Origin of the sequence: Kitasatospora sp. NPDC048715, assembly GCF_043198905.1 — a bacterium.
Taxonomy (GTDB): Bacteria; Actinomycetota; Actinomycetes; order Streptomycetales; family Streptomycetaceae; genus Kitasatospora; species Kitasatospora lactacystinica.
Genome location: NZ_JBICVH010000019.1, coordinates 51,229 through 71,149 on the forward strand (window position 1 = coordinate 51,229; position 19,921 = coordinate 71,149).

Below are 19,921 nucleotides of genomic sequence, written 5' to 3' on the forward strand. Positions count from 1 at the left end.
GCGGCGCGACCCCCACTCGATCCAGCACCGGCACGCCCGCATGCAGTCGGGCCCGTCCGCGACGGCGGGCCCGCCCCCACCCTCCTCCGCTCGATCGGAGCCACCGCATGTCACGACGCCTCCCCCTGCTGCTCGGCGCCGCCCTCGCGACGGCCGCGCTGACCGCCGTCCCCGCGGCCCGGGCCGACCCGATACCCGCAGCGGCGCCCGCCGTCACCGTCGGCTCGGGCACCCAGCCCTTCGCCTCGTACTGGTACCCCAACAGCATCCTGACCTGGGACCCGGCCACCGACCCGGATGCCCGCTTCAACCGCTCCCGCGTCCCGCTCCAGCCGCGCACCGGCGACCCGGCGCTGCGGGCCAACCCCAACGCCCGTGCCGGCGAGGGGAAGATCGCCTCCCTGGTCTCCTTCGGTCCCACCTCCAACAACCCCTCGCAGGGTTCCGCCGATCCCAACTACTACGCCTTCGGCTACTGGCAGTACGTCGACAAGCTGGTGTTCTGGGGCGGTTCGGCCGGCGAGGGCCTGATCCTCGCCCCCAACCCGACCGTGATCGACGCCGCCCACCGCAACGGCGTCAAGGTGTACGGCACGGTCTTCTTCCCGCCCGGCGCGTACGGCGGCCAGCTCCAGTGGGTGCGCGACTTCGTCCAGAAGTCCGGCAGCCGCTACCCCGTCGCCGACAAGCTCGTCCAGGCCGCGCAGTACTACGGCTTCGACGGCTGGTTCATCAACCAGGAGACAGGCGGCGGCGATTCGGCGCTGGCGGGCGAAGTGCGCAACCTGATGCAGTACACCAAGGCGCAGAGCGGCACCGAGTTCATGTGGTACGACGCGATGACCACCTCCGGCTCCGTCAACTGGCAGAACGCCCTCACCTCCGCCAACTCGCCCTTCCTGCAAGAGGGTTCCAAGCGCACCTCGGACTCGATGTTCCTGAACTTCGGCTGGTCGGCGAGCGGCCTGAACTCCTCCCGGGCGCTGGCCCGGCAGCTCGGCCGCAGCGAGTACGAGCTCTACTCCGGCATCGACACCGAGGCCAACGGCTACAACACCGGCGTGGACTGGAACACCCTCTTCCCGTCCGGGCAGCCGCACACCACCTCGCTCGGCCTCTACCGCCCGGAGTGGACCTGGAAGTCCGCCACCGACCGCGCCGACTTCTACGCCAAGGACGCCCGCTACTGGGTCGGCGCCAACAACGACCCGTCCCGGATCGACCTCTCGGCGGGCTGGCCCGGGCTGGCCGGCTACGTCGCCGAATCCTCGCCGATCACCGCCAAGCCGTTCGTCACCAACTTCGGCACCGGGCAGGGCGACTTCTACAATGCGGCCGGCACCCGGGTCGCCACCGGCGGCTGGAACAACCTCTCGCTCCAGGACGTCCCGCCCACCTACCGCTGGGTGGTGGAGTCGACCGGCAGCAGGCTCACCCCGTCCGTCGACTTCACCGACGCCTACCAGGGCGGCTCCTCACTGCGGTTGAGCGGAAAGCTCGACGCCGCCAACACCGTCCGGCTGTACCAGGCCAAGCTGCCGGTCGCCGCGAGCACCAGGCTGGACCTGGTGGTCAAGACCCCGGCCGCCGGGCCCACGAAGCTCAAGGCCGCCGTGTCGTTCACGGACTCGCCGAGCAGCTTCACCACGGTCGACGTCGGCGCCAACACCGGCAGCGGCTGGGAACGGCACACCCTCGACCTCTCCCCGTACGCGGGCCGCACCGTCGCCCAGATCGCCCTGCGGGTCGAGGGCAGCGACCCGGCGTACGACCTCCGGGTCGGACAGATCGCCCTCTACGACGGTGCGGTGGAGACCCCGGCGGCCCCGGCCGGCCTCACCGTGCTCGGTGCGAGCGACGTGACGGCCGGTTCCAGCCAGTCCCTGCGGCTGTCCTGGACGGCGGCGCCCGGCGGCAACGTCCACCACTACGAGGTCTACCGGCGCAACGCGGACGGCAGCCGCAGCTTCCTCGGCGCCACGCCCAACGACGCGTACTTCGTCGGGCGGCTCGACCGGGCCGGCAACGAGAACGCCACCACACTGGACGTCGAGGCGGTGTCCACCACCTACAGGCGCTCCGCTGCCGCCTCCACGACCGTCAGCTGGAACGGCACCCCGCCGACCTCCGTCAACCTGGCGCTCAACCGCCCGGCCACCGCCTCCGGCCAGTGCAACGCCAACGAGGGCCCGGCCAAGGCCGTCAACGGCAGCGTCGGCGGCGGGACCGGCGACAAGTGGTGCGCGCTGACCTCCGCCAAGTGGCTGGAGGTGGACCTCGGTTCGGCGAAGCAGCTGTCGAAGTTCGTGGTCAAGCACGCGGCGGCGGGCGGCGAGAGCGCCTCGTACAACACCCGTGACTTCGCCGTCCAGGTCCGCTCGGGCGCGAACGACCCCTGGACGACCGTCGCCGACGTCACCGGGAACACGGCCGGCACCACCACCCACCCGGTGAACACCACCGCCCGGTACGTCCGGCTGGTGGTCAACACGCCGACCCAGAACGGCGATCCGGCCGCCCGCATCTACGAGTTCGAGGCCTGGGGCGCGTAGCCCCGCTGGCCCGCGCTGCCCTGTCAGAGGAAAGGAAGCACCCCCGTGCCGGTCACCATCACCGCCGTCGAGAGCACCGATCTGTTCGTCGGTCCCGAGGACGCCCCGCGCCAAGTGCTGCGGGTGACGCTGGAGGGCCCGGCCGCCCGGATCACGGTCAGCGGCCCGGGCGTCCGCGGCGAGGCGACCGGCACGGGCCTGGTCGAGGTCCCGCTGGAGATCGGCGGGGCCTCGCCCGGCGAGCGGCTGCCCGTCACCGTGCGGGCCTCGGAAGCCGTCGCGGAGGCGAGCGTGGACGTCGCCGAGCCCGGCTGGACGATGTTCCTGGTCTCGCACTTCCACTACGACCCGGTCTGGTGGAACACCCAGGCCGCCTACACCTCCCCGTGGGAACTGCTCTCCGCCGACGCCACCACCCGGCCGCTGTGGGAGCGCAACGGCTTCGCCCTCGTCGACGCGCACCTGGACCTCGCCCTGCGGGACCCGGTGTACAAGTTCGTGCTCGCCGAAGTCGACTACCTGAAGCCGTACTTCGACCAGCACCCAGAGCGCCGCGAGACGCTGCGGCTGCTGCTGGAACGCGGCCAGGTCGAACTCGTCGGCGGCACCTACAACGAGCCGAACACCAACCTCACCGGCGCGGAGACCACCATCCGCAACATCGTCCACGGCATCGGCTACCAGCGTGACATCCTCGGCGGCGACCCGCGGACCGCCTGGCAGCTCGACGTGTTCGGGCACGACCCGCAGTTCCCCGGCCACCTCGCCGCGGCCGGCCTCACCGGCAGCGCCTGGGCGCGCGGCCCCTTCCACCAGTGGGGCCCGATCCAGAAGAACTTCCGGGAGGCCAAGGACGACGCCCGGGTGATGCAGTTCCCGAGCGAGTTCGAGTGGATCGCCCCCGGCGGCGAGGGCGTGCTCACCCACTACATGCCGCACCACTACTCGGCCGGCTGGTGGATGGACTCCTCCCCGGACCTCGCCACCGCCGAACAGGCCGTCTACGAGCTGTACCGCAAGCTCAAGCCCGTCGGGGCGACGAAGAACCTGCTGCTGCCGGTCGGGACGGACTATACCCCGCCGAACAAGTGGGTCACCGAGATCCACCGCTCCTGGGCCGCCAAGTACCTCTGGCCCCGGTTCGTCTGCGCCGTCCCGCGCGACTTCCTCGACGCCGTCCGCGCCGAACTCGCCGCCACCGGACGGCGGCCCAGCCCGCAGACCCGCGACATGAACCCGGTGTACACCGGCAAGGACGTCTCCTACATCGACACCAAGCAGGCCCAACGAGCCGGCGAGGTCGCGGCCGTGGACGCGGAGAAGCTCGCCACGCTCGCCTCCGTGCACGGCCTCGGCCGCTACCCGGCCGCCGCGCTCGACAAGGTCTGGCGCCAACTCGCCTACGGCGCCCACCACGACGCGATCACCGGCTCCGAGTCCGACCAGGTGTACCTGGACCTGCTCGGTGGCTGGCGGGAGGCGTACGACCTGGCGTCCGGCGTACGCGACGCGGCGCTGGACGCTCTCGCGGGGCGGATCTGCACGGCGGGGGCGGGACCCACGGCGGGCGCGGGACCCATGGCGGGCGCGGGGCCCATCGCGAGCGCGGGGCCCACCGCGGGCGCGGGCTCGGCGATCGTGGTGACCAACACGCTCTCCTTCGACCGGACCGACCTCGTCACGGTCGAACTGCCGGACGGCATGCGGTCGGTGCGAGTCCTCGACGACCGGGGCGAGCCCGTGCCGAGCGCCGTCGACCGGGGGGCGCTGCGCTTCCTGGCCGCCGAGGTGCCCGCGCTCGGCTGGCGCACCTGGCGACTGGTGGAGGGCGAGGCGGAGCAGCCGTGGACGGCGGCCGACGGCTTCGTGATCGAGGGCGACCGGTACCGCGTCACCGCCGACCCGGCACGCGGCGGCGGCCTCACCTCGGTCCACGACCTGCCGAACCGAAGGGAGTTGATCCAGGAGGGCCGGATCGGCAACGAGCTGGGGGTGTACGAGGAGTACCCGCAGCACCCCGACTTCGGCGAGGGCCCCTGGCACCTGGTGCCCAGCGGTCCGGTCGTCGGCTCGGGCGACGGCGAGGCGTCCGTCCGCCGGGAGACCGGGCCGCTCGGCGAGCGCCTCGTGATCGAGGGCACGGTCGACTCCGTCCGGTACGAGCAGACCGTCACGCTCTGGCGCGGCCTCGACCGGGTGGACTGCCGCACCCGGGTGGTGGACCACTCCGGCGCCGACCGGCTGCTGCGGCTGCGCTTCCCGGTGGACGTCCCCGGCGGCCTGCCGGTCAGCGAGGTCGCGGGCGCGGTCGTCGGGCGCGGCTTCGCGATGCCGGACGTGGACTCGGCGGAGGCGCCGTGGACCCTGGACAACCCCGCCAACACCTGGTTCGGGCTCGGCGCCACCGCGCGCGTCGACCTCACCGACGCACTGGGTGCGCCGGCCGGCTCGCGCGCCCTCGGGGTGGCGGAGGTCGTCGTCCCCGCGCTGGACGACGCCGCCGACGCCCGTCCGCTGGTGGTCGCGCTCGCCCGGGTCGGGGTCACCGCCACCACCTCGGGGGCGGACTGGGCGCGGTACGGCTGGCTGGAGGTGGACTCCAACCTGCCGGACTTCCGGATCGTCGTCGGTGGGCCGGAAGCCAACGATGCCGCCCGGGAGTTGATCTCGCTGGCGGGGGAGGAGTACGCCGCCGTCCTGAAGGCGCACGGCGCGGTGTGGGTGCCCGCGGTGACCCCGCTCGCCGAGGTCTGGCGGCCGGACGCCGACCTGCGCGACCTGCGGGCGCTGCCGGCGCTCGTCGTCTCCGACGTGGCGGCGCTGGTCGACGACCTGGCCGACGCCCGGATCACCGCCGTCTGCCCGTCCCCGGTCCAGGAGCAACTGGCCGACCACACCGTCGCGTTGCTGAGCTTCGGTCTGCCCGGCTTCGCCGTCGACACCACCGGCGCCCTGCACCTGTCGCTGATGCGCTCCTGCACCGGCTGGCCCTCGGGCGTCTGGATCGACCCGCCCCGGCGCACCCTGCCCGACGGCACGTCCTTCCAACTCCAGCACTGGACGCACGAGTTCAAATACGCGCTGGTGGGAGGGGACGGCGACTGGCGGGACCGCACACTGCCCGCCCAGGGCCAGGAGTTCAACCACCCGCTGTACGCCCGGATCGCCCCGGCGCAGGACGGGCCGCTGCCCGCCACCCTGTCCTGGCTGCGGGTCGAGCCGCAGCGCGAGGTGCTGCTCGGGACGCTCAAACCGGCCGGCAACCCGATCGCGCACGGCTCGACGTCGCCACTCGGGCGCGAACTGACCGTCCGGCTCGTCGAATCCACCGGCCTCGGGCGCACGGCGCGGATCGGCGGCGCGCTCGGCCTCGGCGAGATCCGGGCCGCGGACCTGCTGGAACGACCGCTTCCCTCCGGCGACTCCGCTCTCGACCTCGCCGGTTCGCAGATCGCCACCCTGCTCGCGACCCCGGCCGTCACCGCCCCCGCGGCCGCGACGGACCTCGGCCCCACCGCGGAACCCGCCCAACCCGTCCACGCCCGCTACTGGCTCCACAACCGGGGCCCGGCCCCGCTCGGCTACCTGCCGGTGTCCGTCGGCGCCTCGCCCGGGCTGCTGCGAACGGCGGGGGAGCCGGTGACGCTGTCGGTCGCGCTCTCCTCCCAGCTCCGCGATGCCGCCGTCGAGGGCACGGCCGTCGTGCTGCCGCCCGAGGGCTGGACGACCGGCCCCGGCAGCCGCCCGTACCGGCTGGAGGCCGGCGGGCACCTGCGCTTCCCGGTCACCGTCACCCCGCCGGCCGGGGCCGAGCCCGGGCTGTACTTCGCCGCCGTCCGCATCGAGCACGACGGCCAGCGGATCGAGGACGTGGTGACCATCGCCGTCGGCGAACTGCCCGGCCTGCTCCCCGCACCCGGCGACACTCCCGAGGACTGGACGATCGCCCAGGGCACCAAGGCCACCACCGGCCGCGACACCGGGCTGGACGTCGAGGTCTCCACCGAGACCCTGCGCGTGGCCCCCGGCGGCCGGGCCACCCTTTCCCTCGTCCTCACCAACCGCACGCGCGGCGAGATCCGCGGCGAACTCCAGCTCGTCTCCCCGTGGGGCACCTGGGAGGCCGTCGCCGACCCCGTCCGCGGCTTCACCGCCCCCGCCGGCACCGCCACGACCGTCGACTTCCCCGTCACCGTCCCCGAATCCACCGACCCGGGCTCGTACTGGGCCCTCGCCAAGGTCATGTGGTTCGGCCGCTGCCAGTACGCCCCGACCGTCGCCCTGGTGGTGGAGGCATGACCACGCTCGGCCTGCTCGACGGACGCCCGCTCCCGCGGACGGCACTCGACCAGCGCCTCGCCGCCCTGCGGAACGGCCCGCGCGCCACCGCCCTGCCGCAGCCCGGCAGTTCGGAGGACCGCCAGCTCACCCGATGGGTCGCCCAGGTCCTGCTGACCGAGGCGCTGTGCGAGGCGGTCGCCGCCGAACGCCGGCTGCCCGTGGCCCCCGACGGCCCCGCCCGCCTCGACCAGCAGGCCGCCGTCGAGATCGGCTCCATCACGGCGGCCGCCTTCGAGGGCAACCCGGCCGTCCGCGCCGTCTACGCGGCCGTCACCGCCGACGTCGAACCCTCACCCGCCGACATCGCCCACTACCGCACCATGACCACCCGCCCACCGGCGGAGCGCTGGCACCTCGCCCTCCCCGACGGCGAACTGGAGGCCGACCCGGACACCCTCCCGACCGCCCTCGCCGAAGCCCTCCGCGCCGCCCCGCCCGGCACATGGGTCACCTCCGGCCCCTGGAAAGCCGCCCTGCTCACCGTGACCACGCCCCCGGAGCCCCCCGACCCCGCCCCGACCCTCCGCGACGCCGCCCGCCGCGCCGCCTTCGTCCGCTGGCTCGACCACGCACGCGCCCGACGCCTCACCCTGGTCGAAGGCCTGGAACACCCCGGCGACCCCGCCCAACCCGACAACCACCACCGGCACTGAGACCCGCGCACCTCGCCCGCCGCGCCTCGGAGAGAGGCGCGGCAGGCGTCCGGTGCCCGTGGCGTCGGACGGCGAACCTCTCGACGGTGAACCTCTCGACGGTGAACCTCTCAACAGTGAACTACTCGACGGCGAACCTCTCGACGGCGAACCTCTCGACGGTGAACTTCTCGTGGGGGACGCCCGCCGCCCAGACGGCCTCGAAGGCCGCGGAGCAGAGGTCCACCGCGGCCCGGTCCTCCGTGAAGGCGTGGCCCGCCCAGTCGCCGTCGCCCGTGAACCAGTGGAAGAGCACCAGTCGCCGGTCGATCAGCCAGAAGTCGTTGCCCGGGAGGGCGATGGTCGATGCCCGGCTCCGGGGAAGCCACCGGACCTGTTCGCCGGCCGCGAGGTTGACGGGGGTGACGGCGTGCTCGTACCTGATGTAGTCGGTCACCGGCTCCGAGACGATCCGGGCGCGGCGCAGGACGACACCCCGGGAGACGGCATCCTCCACCAGGGGGATCCACGTCGGCCAGAACGATGTGTTCGGGTCGTTGTCCACCTCGCCGGTCCTTCTGAAGCGGTCGAAGGGCTCGACCTCCTCGCCGACCGAGTAGGTGTCGCGCATCTCCAGGTGCACGGCGGAGCGCGTGGCGCCCCTCAGCAGCTCGGCGAAGTCGGGTGCGCTCTGCGTCATCACAAGCCTTCCTCGGGGTCGGGGCCGTTCCCAGCGGGACGCGGACCACATTCTTGCCGCCGGGGCACCGACGATGCGGCCTTTCGCCCGATGACGCCCACCGGGCCGGGGAGTCGGCGCGGCGGGCGTGCGCGGACAAATGGCGGCGGAGGGACGAAGCTGGTGGGAGTGCCGAGGCGGGTGACGCCTGACGCCCGCCGCCTGCCGCCTGGCTTCGGCCTCCGACTTCCGGCCTCTGACTTCCGGCCTTCGGCCTTTCGACCTTCGACTCCGTACGGAAGGGTTCTCCACCATGGCTGCCACCTCGTCCACCTCCTCCGACGGCCTGCAGCGCGCCGTGCTGGTCGCAGCCCCGGGGGCGGCGCCCGAACTGTCCGAGGTGCCGGTCCGCGATCCGGGGCGCGGGGCGGTGCGCGTCGCCGTCGAGGCGTGCGGCGTCTGCCACTCCGACCTCCTGATCGCCGGTGGCGCCCTGCCGGGCACGACGTTCCCGGTCACCCCCGGTCACGAGATCGCGGGCCGCATCGACGCCCTCGGCGAGGGGGTGGAGGGCTGGAAGGTCGGTGACCGGGTCGCCGTCGGCTGGTACGGCGGCAGCTGCGGCCGTTGTGACGCCTGCCGTTCGGGTGACGGCATCCACTGTCCCGAGCTGCAGGTCCCCGGGGCGGCCTACCCCGGCGGATACGCCGACAGTGTCGTCGTCCCGGCCATGGCCCTGGCCGCGATCCCCGACGGGCTGACCGCCGCCGAGGCGGCCCCGCTGGCCTGCGCCGGGATCACCGTCTTCAACGCCCTGCGCCGCTCCGCCGCCGGGCCCGGGGACACGGTCGCGGTCCTGGGCCTGGGCGGGCTCGGCCATCTGGGGGTGCAGTTCGCCCGCGCGATGGGTTTCCGTACGGTGGCCATCGCCCGCGGCGCGGAGAAGCAGCCGCTGGCGCACGAGCTCGGCGCCGAGCAGTACATCGACAGCACCGCCGGCGACGTCGCCGGGGCCCTGCGGTCGCTCGGCGGCGCGAAGGTGGTCCTGTCCACGGTCACCAACGCCGACGCCATGTCCGCCGTCGTCGACGGGCTCGGTCGGCGCGGCGAGCTCGTCGTCGTCGGCGTCTCCGCCGACGCCCTCTCGATCAGCCCGCTGCAGCTGATCACCGGGGACCGGAGGGTCTACGGCCACTCCTCGGGCACCGCCGTCGACACCGAGGACACCCTGCGCTTCGCCGCCCGGACCGGCGTACGGGCGTGGATCGAGGAGGTGCCGCTGGAGGAGACCGCGGCTGCGGTGGCCAGGATGGCCGGCGGTCGGGCCCGCTTCCGCATGGTCGTCACCACCGGGCGCTGATCCCCGGCCGCCGCGCCCTGGTTGCCGTGCCCCGGCCCGCTGGCGCCCTGGTTGCTGCGCCCCGGGTTGCCGCGCCCGGGCCGCGGATCACCGCCCGGGCCGCGGATCACCGCCCGGGGGCGGTCCCGCAGGCGGCCGTGGTGAGGAAGGCCGTGACGGCGGTCTTGGCGGCGCGCGGGTCGGAGCGGTCGAACGGGTTGTGGGAGAGCGCGAGTTGGCGTCGGCCGTCGGCCGTGCCGGCGGCCATCGTCGAGTAGCCGGGGAGGTCTCCGCTGTGGCCCCAGAAGACGCCGCACGGGGTGTCGAAGCGGGCCAGCCCCAGCCCGTAGCCGCGTCCCGGCCCGGCGTCCGCCGTCCTGGTCATCTCGGCGAGTTCGGCGGGGCGCAGCAGCCGGCCGTCCAGGAGGGCGGCGATGAACCGGTTGAGGTCGGCGGCGCTGGAGATGCCCTGTCCGGCGGCGCCCATGACGGACGGGTTGAGCTCGGTGACGTCCACCGGCCCGGTCGAGAGCTTCACGTAGCCGTGGGCGTGGGGGCCGGGCAGCAGCGGCGACAGGCCGGGCATGGTGGTGTCGTGCAGTCCCAGTGGCCGGAGGATCCGCTGCTCGACCTCCCGCTGCCAGGGGCGGCCGGTGACCTTCTCGATGAGCAGGCCGGCGAGCAGGTAGTTGGTGTTGGAGTAGTGCCAGCCCTGCCCCGGGGGGAAGTACGGGGCACGGCCGTTGGCGAGCGCGAGCAGGTCGGCCGGCCGGTAGGTGTGCCAGCGCGGTCCGGCCAGCCAGCTGCGGTACTGGTCCTCGTCCTGGGGATCCATGCCGGGCGCTTCGGTGTAGTTGTACAACCCGCTGGTGTGGTCGAGCAGTTGGCGGACTGTGATGGCCGCGCCGTTCGGCACCGCGCCGGGTAGGCGGGCGTCGACCGGGTCGTCCAGGCCGAGGCGCCGCTCGGCGGAGAGCTGGAGCACGACGGTGGCGACGAAGGTCTTGGTGACGCTGCCGATCCTGAACCGGGCGTGCGCGGGCACCGCCGCTCCGGTGACCGGGTCGGCCACCCCGGCGCGCCCGCGCCAGACGGTCCGCCCGTCCTGGCGGACCTCTCCTACGGCGGCCGAGGAGCCGGCGTCGACGATGCCCCGCAGCGTGGTGCGCAGCGCGGTGGAATCGGCGCCCTCCGGCAGGAACTCCCCTTCCTCGTCGGCGGATTGGATCACGACCGGCAGTCCGGCGGAGGGCGCGGCGAAGCCCGTCGTGGCGCCGGCGCCGAGCAGCGCGGTGACGGCCAGGAGTGCGGCGGCCGAACGGATACCGGCCCTCGATGTGCGCGGATGTGGCGTCATGCCTGCGTCCCTCCCCTGTCGGGCGCGCGTCGGCGCCCCCTCGCGCCGAGTCTGCCGGTGGGCTTCCTGTCCGGGCATCCACCGGAGGTGCCGCCCGGCATCCTCCCCGGGGTCGGGGTGAGCCCGAAGTCACCGTCCTGCAGGCGTACTTCACCCCGCGTGGAGGTCCGGGGCCGGGGTCGGAGCAGGAACGGAATGGGCAGGACGACGGGGAGGACCGCGCCGTTTCCCCCCTGTGGCCGAAAGATTATGACCGTCCGTCAGAAAATCGTCATCCGCTATGTCCCCGCGCCCGCCGTCGACAGCACCCGTCGCAGGACGGCGAGCAGCCGCCCGTCCTCGGCGGGAGGGTGCGGCGCCCGCCAGGCGATGTGGCCGTCCGGGCGGACGAGGAGGGCGCCGGTGGGCGGGAGGCCGGCGGGCCCGGGCCGGCCGGGTGCCGGCAGTGCGTGCACGGTGACCGGCAGTCCCGCCGCCGCGGCGGTGGCCGCCTGCCGGCGCCAGGCCGCGTCCCCGGTGGCCGTGAGGAGGGTGAAGCCCGGCCCGACCAGGTCCAGGGTGGACGCGGCCCCGGGCGGGCCGGCGAGCCGCAGGTGGGGCAGGCGGGTGCCGGGTGTGCCGTCGGGGTGTTCGAGGCCGGCGAGGCCGGGGTCCAGGGGCGGGAGCGCGGGGTCGGCCGGGTCGGCGAGGACCGCCGTCGAGCGGTAGGCGGCGGTGAGCAGCAGTTCGTCGTCGATCCGGTAGCCGGCCCGGGCGCGGGAGTTGGCGAGCGAGATGTCGACGACCTGCCGGGCCACCGGGCGGCGTTCGGCCTCGTAGGTGTCCAGCAGCGCCTCGCCGGCCGTCCCGGCGGTGACCGCCGCGAGCTTCCAGGCGAGGTTGTCGGCGTCGCCGATGCCGGTGTTCATGCCGTGCCCGCCGGTCGGCGGCACCACATGGGCGGCGTCGCCCGCGAGCAGCACCCGCGCGCGGCGGTAGGTGTCGGCGAGGCGGGCGTCCATCCGCCAGGTCATGGTGTCCCGGACGGTGACCGCCAGCTCGGGCAGCCCGGCGGCGTCCCGGACCAGCCGGGCGAGCGCCCGGTGGTCGGCCGCCAGGGCGGCGGCGTCCTCGCGTTCGGGATCGTACGGGTGCTGGTAGATCCACTGCCGGTCGTTGTCGACGGCGAGGAAGCCGCCGCGGCCCGATTCGGTGAGGAAGTACGAGGCGCTGGCGCGGTCGGCGACGACCTCGCCGAGCGGAGCCTCGAAGCGGACGCTCAGGTAGTGGCCGAGGCCGGTCGGCCCCGCCATCGCGATCCCGGCCGCCGCGCGGACGGTGCTCGACGCGCCGTCGCAGCCGACCAGCCGGTCGGCGCGGACCGTGCGGCGCTCGCCGGAGTCGCGGTCCTCCAGCAGGGCGTGGACGTGCCCGTCCCGTTGGGTGAAGGAGAGCAGGCGGGTGGCGAACCGGACGCCGTCCGGGGCGAGTCGGCGGGCGCGCCGCAGCAGGACGGCCTCCAGGGCGTCCTGCGAGCAGATCAGCCCCGGGGAGGGGGTGCGCTCGGCGCTCTCCGCCGGGCCGCCGGTCAGGCCGGTGCGGACGTAGTCCGGGTCGACCAGGTTGCGGCCCCGGTAGAAGAACACCTGGGAGGCCGGGAGCCCGGCCCGCCGGATCTCCTCCTCCAGGCCGCACCGCCGGAAGACCTCCATCGAACGGGCCGACACCCCGCGGGCCTTGGGGTGGCGCGAGGTGCCGGGGCGCGCCTCGACGAGCAGGTGCGGCACGCCGTGGCCGGACAGCAGGACGGACAGGGTCAGGCCGACCGGGCCCGCGCCGACGACGAGCACGGACGTGGTCTCCGGGAATTGCATGCCACCACTCCTCGGTAACGCCTAATGGGTGTTTTTGAAGTTACCATGGTCCGGACGGCAACCCTTCGAGATTCCGAGGCGACCCATGGCCCGCTCCGACTCCCCGCCCCCGCCCGAGCCCGAGTCCGAGTCCAAGTCCGGGCCCAAGCCCCAGGACACCGACGCCGGCAACCCCCGCGGTCTCCACTTCCTCACCGAACTCGCGAACACCGTCCGCGAGGACCCCGGCGCGGGCGCCGCCGAACTCCAGGCCCTCCTGGACCGCCACGGCGGCCCGCCCTTCCGGCTCACCGGCGCCGACGCCCGCGAACTGCGCGAGGCCACCGCCGAGGTGATCGCCGTCCTCGACACGGACGACCCGGACCGGGCGGCCGAACTGATCAACGCCCTGCTCGACCGCCACCCGGCCCGGCCCCGCCTGGTCCGCCTCCCCGGCCGACCCTGGTCCCTGCACACCCGCGCCCCCGCCGACGCCGGCCTCACCCACTGGCTGCTCTCCACCGCCGCCCTCGCCCTCGGCCTGTGGCTCGGCGAACGCGGCGGCTGCGCCTGGGGCCGCTGCGCCGCCCCGGGCTGCGAACGCTTCTTCATCGACACCGGCCGCCGCACCCCGCAGCGCTACTGCACCCCGCGCTGCGCCACCCGCGTCCGCGTCGCCGCCCACCGCGCGCAGCGGGAGGACCGGGCCTGAAGGCGGGGGAGGAGGCCGTTCCCCGCCCTTGCCGCGGCCGAACCCCCGCACTGGGTTCGTACACCGATCCGGGCCGGCGACCCCACCCCCATGGTGCGGGACGTACCCCTTGGGTCGCCCGGGCCGCCCCGGTACCCCAGGGACACCATGCCGCCTCCACCCCCCAACTCCCAGGTTGACGAGGGTTGTTCGACTACGTCACGCTCGACGAACCGCCGGGCGGGCGGCCGGACGTGCCGCGCGTGTCGTGCGCCGCGCGCCGCCCGACGCCCCGGCCCGGATGTCCACCGTGCACCCGTGTGGAGGTACCGCCATGTCCAAGCGCCGTCTCGCCGTCCCCGGAGCCGCCGTCGCCGCTCTGACCCTCGCCGCCCTGCTCCTCCCGGCCAGCGGCGCCCACGCCGCGCCGCCCGCCGACTCGTGCACCCAGAACTGGAGCGTCAGCTCCGGCGAGGGCTACGCGAACGGCAAGTGGTGCAACTACAACACCAAGGTCGTCGGCACGGTGCACGACACCAAGGCGGACGGCCGCTGTCCGTACGTGCGCGGCAACCTCTCCAACGGCGGCCGCGTCGACAGCGACTGGGCCGGCGGCAAGGGCAAGTCCCGCGCCATCACCCTCTACGCCCCCTCGGGCACCCACTTCACCAGCGTCACCATGCGCTCCATCGGCTGCTGACGCCGACGCCGGGCGGGCGGGTGTCACCGGAAGCCTCCTCGGGGTTCCCTCAGGGACGGTGATACGCCGTCGGAAGCAGGTTCCCGGCCGCCTCTCCTCCTGCGCACCGACGACCGCCCCGGGCTCCGCGTGGTGCCCTGGACGGGATCGCGGTCGCCACGCCGCCCGGACCGCACCCGGGACTTCCGGCGGCGGCCGCGGCCGCGAGAGGAGAGGCCTCGTGAACCCGCCCGCCCGCGCGTCGAGGCGCTGCTGGACGGGGTCGGAAACGCGTCGGCCCCCTCCGGATTCGGAGGGGGCCGACGGCCGAGGGGAAGGGCGTCCTGCCGGACGGAACCGGCAGGACGCCCTCACGCCTCGGGATCAACGGAGTCGTGTCACAGGCTCACGAGCTGCATGCGGCTGCACACGACGAACCCCTGGTGGGTGCCGCCGGACAACAGCAGGGTCCGGAAGAACTCGCGGTCCTCGTCCGAGATGTCCGCGAATTCGTCGATCTCGGGGACCCCGTCGACGACCTCGGACACGTGCAGCGGGTCGAAGCTCCGTCGGAGCTTCATCGCCAAGACGTTCTTGAACTCCAGTTCCAGGGCCGGCTTCGTGTCGTCCTCCCAGGTCCGCAGCACCAGGCAGCGGTGCGACACCGAGTAGGACCAGGGGCGGAAGGCCCGCCCGGTCCGCAGGGGCAGATCGTCGATTCCTGCCAGGAACGTCATCCCGTTGGTCATGCGAAGGGCTCGTCTCAGTCGAAGGGGCTCGTCGTCTCTACACCGTCCAGGTACCACTTCACGCGATCCCGTACCTCCTTCGGCGCAGCCTTGATCATGGCCAGCTCCCAGCCCGTGAAGGGCTGCACGGGAACCGCCATCCCCTCCTGTGCCGCGGCCCACTCCCGTGCCAGATCCTTCCCGAAGCCGGTGAGGTTGAAGACGATTGCGGTGTCCTTCCCCGGGGCGAGCGCGTCACGGACGGTCTGCTTCCAGTCCGTGCCGTCGGGGAAGGTCATGAACGACTCGGACTTGGTGAGCTTGGTGAACGGGCTCATCAGGTCCTTGCCGTCCTGGGTTTCGCTGAGACCGAGGGCGAGACGCTTCGGGCAGTAGTTCGTCGTGTTGTGGACCAGGACCGGCAGGTCGCCGGCCAGCACGTAGTACGTGTGGAGGTCGTCGACGGTGAGGTTGTAGGCGGGCTGGAGGGTGTTCCAGTTCCGGACGTCCTCGATGCGCCGGGGCTGTCCGGCGGGGTCGCGCAGTTCGTCGCCGGTCCTGAGGTCGGCGGCGTCGGTCCAGGACTTCCGGTTCTCGGACCAGAAGGGGTGGTGGCCGGTGCTGGTCAGGGACTGCCCGGCGCCCAGGGAGATGTCGGTGAAGTCGCGGTCGTCCGGGGTGTAGATGGTGGCCGACACCCGACGGGGACCGGCGACTCCGGTGGTGGGGTCGGTGGCGAGGACCTCGTCGCCGACCTGGACGGTCTCGATGGCGCGGGTGGAACCGTCGGCCATCAGGACGCGGGTACCGGCCGGGAAGCTGTTCAGCGGGCAGGTCGGCGGAGGAAGACGGGTGACGAGCTTCTTGATGAACTCGACGGCCTTCTCGCCCCAGGAGCCGAACTTCTTGGCCCACTGGGCGAGCTTGGCGACGGCGGCACCGTCACCGATGAAGGGGATCGCTCCGATGCAGGACGTGACCGCGTCGGTGGTTCGGCCCTCGACCGCGTAGTAGGCGCAGTTGACGAGGTCGGCGATGTCGGCGAGGCCGGGGGCGATGACGCCGCCCGCGCCGCCGATGACGTCGAGGGTGAGGTGGATGCTCTCGGAGAAGAGGTGGTAGAGGTAGCTGACGTTCTCGCTGTCCTCCTTCGCCTTCTTGATCTCCTCCTCGATCGCCGCGATCGAGTCCTGCTTCTCCTTCGCGGCCTGGGCCTGCTTCTCGGCCTCCTTGCGCTCCGCCTCCAGCCTGGCCAGCCGGGCCTTCTCCTCGGCGTCCCGCCGCGTCTCGTAGGTCGCGTGGGCGTTGTCGGCGGCGGTCTGGGCGGCCGTCGCGTCCTGACCGGCCGCCTCGGCGGAGCTGCGGGCGGCGCTCGCGGACTCGTTGGCTTCGGCCGCCGACCAGCGAGCCTGCCGGGCGGAGCGCTCGGCCTGGTTGGCGGAGTAGACGGCCTTGGCGGCGTCGCGGTTGGCGGAGGCCTTGGCGGCGCTCGCGCTCTTGGCGGCCGCTGCGGCCCTGGCGGCGTCGGCCTGGGCGGCGTCGGCGGCGGCCTGGGCCTTGGTGACGTAGTCGGCGGCGGTGTTGGCCGAGGCCTGGGCCTGGGCGGCGTAGCCGTTGGCCTCGGCGGAGGCGTTGCGGGCGATGGCGGCGGCGGCCTGGGCCGTGGCCGCGTTCTTCTGGGCGGTCGCGGCGGCGGCGGTGGCCTCGGCGATCAGGCCCTTGACGTCGGCGACGTGGACGGCGGTGAGCCGGTCCTTCTGCTGGGCGGTGTACTGGCCCTGGGCCACGAAGGTGCGCAGGTCCTGGACTGGGCCTTCGAGCGCCACCTTGGCCGCGGCCTTGAGCTCGGGCTCGGTGTCCGGGGCGTCCTCCAGCCGGGTGGCGACGAGGCGGTCGTCGGCGGCCTGCGCGTCGGCCAGGCCCTTGCCGAGGAAGTCCCGCAGCGCGGCCGGGGTGTTGACCCGCAGCGCGGCGTCGGCGGCGGCCTTGACGGCCGGGCCGGTGCTGTCGCTGATGCGGGTGATCGTCAGCCGGTTCTCCGGCGCCGCGGCATCGAACTGACCACTGGCCAGGAAGGCGTTGACCTGGTCCGTGGTGCCCTGGAGCGCGGTGTAGGCGGCGGTGCGGACCGCGTCGCTCTCCGAGTCCCCGTAGATCTTGGTGGCTCGGTCGCGGGCGTCGTGCTCCTCGGCCTGCTTGCGGCCGGCCTTGAGGTAGGAGAACACGGCGGCGTCGTTGCCGGTGAGAGCCGCGTCGGCCGCCGCCGATCCCCAGGTGCTCGACATCTTGCGGGAGACGAGGGCGAGCTTGCGGCCGTCGGTGGCGACCTGCGCCGGGGTGGCGCCGGGCTGGTTGGCCAGCTGGGCCAGGCGGTCGGCCTCGGCCTTGGCCTTCTGGACGTCCTGGGCGGCCTGGTCGGTCTGCGCCTGCTTGTCCGCCTGGTCGGCCTTGGCCTTGCGGGCCTTCTCCACGGCGGCCGCGGTGCGGTTGGTCAGGTCCTCGGCCTCGGTGCGGCGGGCCAGGTCCTGGATCTCGTTGGCCTTGTCGACCGCGGTCTGGGCGTCCGCGGCGAAGCCGGAGGCGGCGTTCGCGTGGTCGGTGGACTCCTGCGCGGCGTTGCTGCTCTGACCGGCGTGGTCGGCGGCGTCCCTCGCGGCCTGCGCCGCTGCGGCGGCGTGCTCGCCCGCGGACTTCAGGAGCGCCGCGGCCGCGTCGGCCTTCGTGACGGCCTCGGCCGCCAGCTGCTGGGAGGCGGCGGCGGCACGGCCGGCCTCGGCGGCCGAGCGGCGCGTCGCCGCCGCGGCCTGCTTGGCCTTGGCGGACTGCCCGCCGGCGCTGTCCGCGTAGGCACCGGCCTGCTCGGCCGAACCCGCCGCGGCATCCGCGTTGCCCTTGGCACTGAGCGCGGCACCCGCCGCGTCCTTGCTGCTCTTGGCGGCCTCGTTCGCCTTGACGAGCGTGGCGTTCGCGTCCGCGGCGATCTTGGACGCGGCGTCGGCGGCGTCCGCCGCCACCCGTGCCTCGTGCGCCTTGGTCGCGTCACCGGCCGCCGCGGCAGCCGCCGTCCGCGCGTTCGCCGCGGCGCGCTGGGCCCCGGCCGCCGCGGCGGCCGCGTTGGACGCCGCGTAGGCGGCCGCGCGCGCACCCGCGTTGGCCGCGCGGGCGGCAGCCATCGCCGTCTTCGCCGCGGCACCCGCGCGGTCGGCCGCACTGGCGGCGTCGTTCGCGGCGGCGGTGGCCTTGGCCGCGTCGTTGCCGGCCTGCTGGGTCTCGGACGCGGCCCGCGCGGCGGCCTCCATGGCCTTCTGCGCCTCGTGGACCGCCGTGTCCTTGGCCTCGATGGCCGCGGCCGTCTCCTGGGCCGCCTGGGCGCTCGCGTCCTTGGCCTGCTGCGCCAGCTGCGCGATGCTCGCGCGCTCCTGGTCACGGCTCTGCGCGATGTACCGGCCGACGGCGAGGAAGTCGCGCACGTCCTGGATCGTGCCGTTCAGCGCGAGACGCGCCGCGGCCTGGACGTTGGGGCCACCGGAGCTGAGGATCTGGACCAGCTTGACCCGGTCGTCGGCGTCCTTCGCCGGGAACTGGCCCTCGGTCAGGAAGCGCTGCAGGTCGTCACTGGTGTTGCTGCGCAGCGCGGCGTCGCCCGCGGCCTGGAGACTCCGTCCGGCGCCCATCGCGGGGTCGGTGATCCGGGTGATCCACAGCCGTCGGTCCGCGTCGAGCGCCGCCTGCCAGCCGCTCTCCAGGAAGGCGCGTCGGTCCGCGGCCGTCCCGTCGATGGCCTTGTCGGCGGCCTCGCGGACCTTCGGCCCGCCGACGCTGGAGATCTGCGTGGCGGTGAGCAGGTCGTCCGCGTTCTGCGCCGCGGCGAACTCGGTGTCCAGGAAGCGCTTCACGTCCTGGTCGGAGCCCGTGAGCGCGGCCTCGGCGAGTGCGTGGAGCCGGGGGCCGCTGTTGAGCCACGCCTGAACGGCGCGTTGGCGGTCGCTCGGCTGGACCTCTCCGCCGACCGTCCCTGCGGCGGCGCTCGGCACGCCGGCCCCGACCAGTCCGGCCGTGAGGGCCAGTGGCAGCAGGCTCAGGGAGAGCCTGCCCAACAGCGGCGGCCCTCCCCTCCCTCGCCGTCGTGAGCGGGATATCGATGGGCGCACGGGAAACCTCCACTGTCGACATCGGCCGAATCCCGGCCGTGGCAGATCCCCACGATAAATGACGGTCCAACAGAACGCTCACGAAGTCAAAGAGTTGAAGAGAGGTCAAGGAGTCAAAGTGCCTCAGTGGGTTCATAATTCGGCAAAGGTGTCGCACCGTCAGCATGTGATCAAATGCATTCCAAATCGTGACAACTTGCCTGCCTGAGCTGCAAAAAGGGTCTTGGCGCGGGCTCAGTCGATCTGGTTCGATGGGGCGGTTTCCGCCGATGGTCACAGGGGTGGTCAAGTGGCCTCCAACCCTTGTTCCCGCCATTCATGACGCTTCATCGCATCATGTCGGTTCGCCTTCCATCCGGGGTCTTCGTCCCATTCCGGCGATCTGTCGACCAGGGCAACATCAAACGAACGAAGAGGAATACTCATGTCAAAGCGCATGTCCCGCTGGCTCGTTGGCGGCGCCGTCGCCGCGGCCGCCACGCTCGGCCTCACGGCGATCGCCTCCGCCGACGGCACCCCGGCGGACAACTCGGCCGCGCCGGTGGCCGTCGAGGACTTCGTCCACCCCGGCCCGGCCCCGTACCCCAACGTGAAGCTGCTGCGCGGCGACGGCCACATCGTGCTGTCCGACTGCGCCGTCGACGACCAGATCAGCGTGCTCAGCTGGGACCTGCCCAACGACAAGGGCAACCAGATCTGCTTCCGCGCCACCGGCACCACCGGCTACCTCGCCGTCGAGGTGCCCAACGTGTTCCGGATCCGCACCGACGACTACTCGGTCAACGCCAAGCTCACCAGCGAGGGCGCCTCCCAGAGCATCGACATCGCCAAGGGCACCGCCGTCCCGGTCGGGATCGGCAGCGGCAACGGCAGCGGCAAGCCCACCACCCTGCTCGAACTTCGCGTCACCGGCTGACCCGCGCCCGCCCCCGCTCCCCGT

12 protein-coding genes are annotated in these 19,921 nt (G+C 73.6%); 7 read left to right on the forward strand and 5 right to left on the reverse strand.

Going from position 1 to position 19,921, the window contains the following annotated elements:
- Positions 1-107: 107 nt before the first annotated feature.
- From ACGFSC_RS31570 to ACGFSC_RS31580, 3 genes are read left to right on the forward strand one after another with little or no spacing between them, the layout of a single operon-like run.
- A complete protein-coding gene (locus ACGFSC_RS31570; RefSeq protein ID WP_359904762.1) occupies positions 108-2,552 on the forward strand; it encodes a discoidin domain-containing protein in 2,445 nt (814 codons plus the stop codon).
- Positions 2,553-2,597: 45 nt separating this feature from the next.
- Complete coding sequence (locus tag ACGFSC_RS31575; RefSeq protein WP_359904760.1) at positions 2,598-6,851, forward strand: NEW3 domain-containing protein; 4,254 nt, start codon at positions 2,598-2,600, stop codon at positions 6,849-6,851.
- Positions 6,848-7,546, forward strand: coding sequence for a hypothetical protein (locus ACGFSC_RS31580; protein ID WP_359904757.1), 699 nt, complete (start codon positions 6,848-6,850; stop codon positions 7,544-7,546). Before ACGFSC_RS31575 ends, ACGFSC_RS31580 begins: the two co-directional genes overlap by 4 nt.
- 121 nt (positions 7,547-7,667) lie before the next feature.
- Here the strand turns inward: ACGFSC_RS31580 and ACGFSC_RS31585 are convergent, their stop codons facing one another.
- Complete coding sequence (locus tag ACGFSC_RS31585; protein ID WP_359904754.1) at positions 7,668-8,225, reverse strand: DUF6879 family protein; 558 nt, start codon at positions 8,223-8,225, stop codon at positions 7,668-7,670.
- A 292-nt stretch (positions 8,226-8,517) separates the two neighbouring features.
- On the opposite strand from ACGFSC_RS31585, the gene ACGFSC_RS31590 reads away from it, so the two are divergent.
- Complete coding sequence (locus tag ACGFSC_RS31590; RefSeq protein WP_359904752.1) at positions 8,518-9,564, forward strand: alcohol dehydrogenase catalytic domain-containing protein; 1,047 nt, start codon at positions 8,518-8,520, stop codon at positions 9,562-9,564.
- A 106-nt stretch (positions 9,565-9,670) separates the two neighbouring features.
- Here the strand turns inward: ACGFSC_RS31590 and ACGFSC_RS31595 are convergent, their stop codons facing one another.
- Together ACGFSC_RS31595 and ACGFSC_RS31600 are read right to left on the reverse strand one after the other, a co-directional pair.
- Positions 9,671-10,900, reverse strand: coding sequence for a serine hydrolase domain-containing protein (locus tag ACGFSC_RS31595; protein WP_359904749.1), 1,230 nt, complete (start codon positions 10,898-10,900; stop codon positions 9,671-9,673).
- Between the two features lie 278 nt (positions 10,901-11,178).
- Positions 11,179-12,753, reverse strand: a complete 1,575-nt coding sequence (locus ACGFSC_RS31600) for an FAD-dependent monooxygenase (protein ID WP_359904746.1) — start codon at positions 12,751-12,753, stop codon at positions 11,179-11,181.
- 85 nt (positions 12,754-12,838) lie between these two features.
- Here ACGFSC_RS31600 and ACGFSC_RS31605 point away from each other — a divergent pair, with 85 nt between their 5' ends.
- A complete protein-coding gene (locus tag ACGFSC_RS31605; protein WP_359904743.1) occupies positions 12,839-13,444 on the forward strand; it encodes a CGNR zinc finger domain-containing protein in 606 nt (201 codons plus the stop codon).
- A gap of 313 nt (positions 13,445-13,757) precedes the next feature.
- Entirely contained in the window at positions 13,758-14,123 is a 366-nt protein-coding gene (locus ACGFSC_RS31610) for a hypothetical protein (RefSeq protein WP_359904740.1), read from the forward strand.
- Between the two features lie 377 nt (positions 14,124-14,500).
- On the opposite strand, the gene ACGFSC_RS31615 is transcribed toward ACGFSC_RS31610, so the two are convergent.
- A complete protein-coding gene (locus tag ACGFSC_RS31615) occupies positions 14,501-14,851 on the reverse strand; it encodes a hypothetical protein (protein ID WP_392864293.1) in 351 nt (116 codons plus the stop codon).
- Between the two features lie 14 nt (positions 14,852-14,865).
- Positions 14,866-18,927: a polymorphic toxin-type HINT domain-containing protein gene (locus ACGFSC_RS31620; RefSeq protein WP_392864295.1), complete on the reverse strand. Its 4,062-nt coding sequence runs from the start codon at positions 18,925-18,927 to the stop codon at positions 14,866-14,868.
- Positions 18,928-19,405: 478 nt separating this feature from the next.
- On the opposite strand from ACGFSC_RS31620, the gene ACGFSC_RS31625 reads away from it, so the two are divergent.
- Positions 19,406-19,897 (forward strand): hypothetical protein, encoded by a 492-nt coding sequence (locus ACGFSC_RS31625; RefSeq protein ID WP_380358978.1) that lies wholly within the window; start codon positions 19,406-19,408, stop codon positions 19,895-19,897.
- Positions 19,898-19,921: the final 24 nt, after the last annotated feature.

Excerpts from the sequence above, each read along its gene's own strand:
- ACGFSC_RS31600 (WP_359904746.1), bottom strand. The coding sequence starts at position 12,753 with ATGCAATTCCCGGAGACCACGTCCGTGCTCGTCGTCGGCGCGGGCCCG.
- ACGFSC_RS31585 (WP_359904754.1), bottom strand. The coding sequence starts at position 8,225 with ATGACGCAGAGCGCACCCGACTTCGCCGAGCTGCTGAGGGGCGCCACG.
- ACGFSC_RS31605 (WP_359904743.1), top strand. The coding sequence starts at position 12,839 with ATGGCCCGCTCCGACTCCCCGCCCCCGCCCGAGCCCGAGTCCGAGTCC.
- ACGFSC_RS31590 (WP_359904752.1), top strand. The coding sequence starts at position 8,518 with ATGGCTGCCACCTCGTCCACCTCCTCCGACGGCCTGCAGCGCGCCGTG.
- ACGFSC_RS31615 (WP_392864293.1), bottom strand. The coding sequence starts at position 14,851 with ATGACCAACGGGATGACGTTCCTGGCAGGAATCGACGATCTGCCCCTG.
- ACGFSC_RS31570 (WP_359904762.1), top strand. The coding sequence starts at position 108 with ATGTCACGACGCCTCCCCCTGCTGCTCGGCGCCGCCCTCGCGACGGCC.
- ACGFSC_RS31625 (WP_380358978.1), top strand. The coding sequence starts at position 19,406 with ATGTCAAAGCGCATGTCCCGCTGGCTCGTTGGCGGCGCCGTCGCCGCG.
- ACGFSC_RS31595 (WP_359904749.1), bottom strand. The coding sequence starts at position 10,900 with ATGACGCCACATCCGCGCACATCGAGGGCCGGTATCCGTTCGGCCGCC.
- ACGFSC_RS31580 (WP_359904757.1), top strand. The coding sequence starts at position 6,848 with ATGACCACGCTCGGCCTGCTCGACGGACGCCCGCTCCCGCGGACGGCA.
- ACGFSC_RS31610 (WP_359904740.1), top strand. The coding sequence starts at position 13,758 with ATGTCCAAGCGCCGTCTCGCCGTCCCCGGAGCCGCCGTCGCCGCTCTG.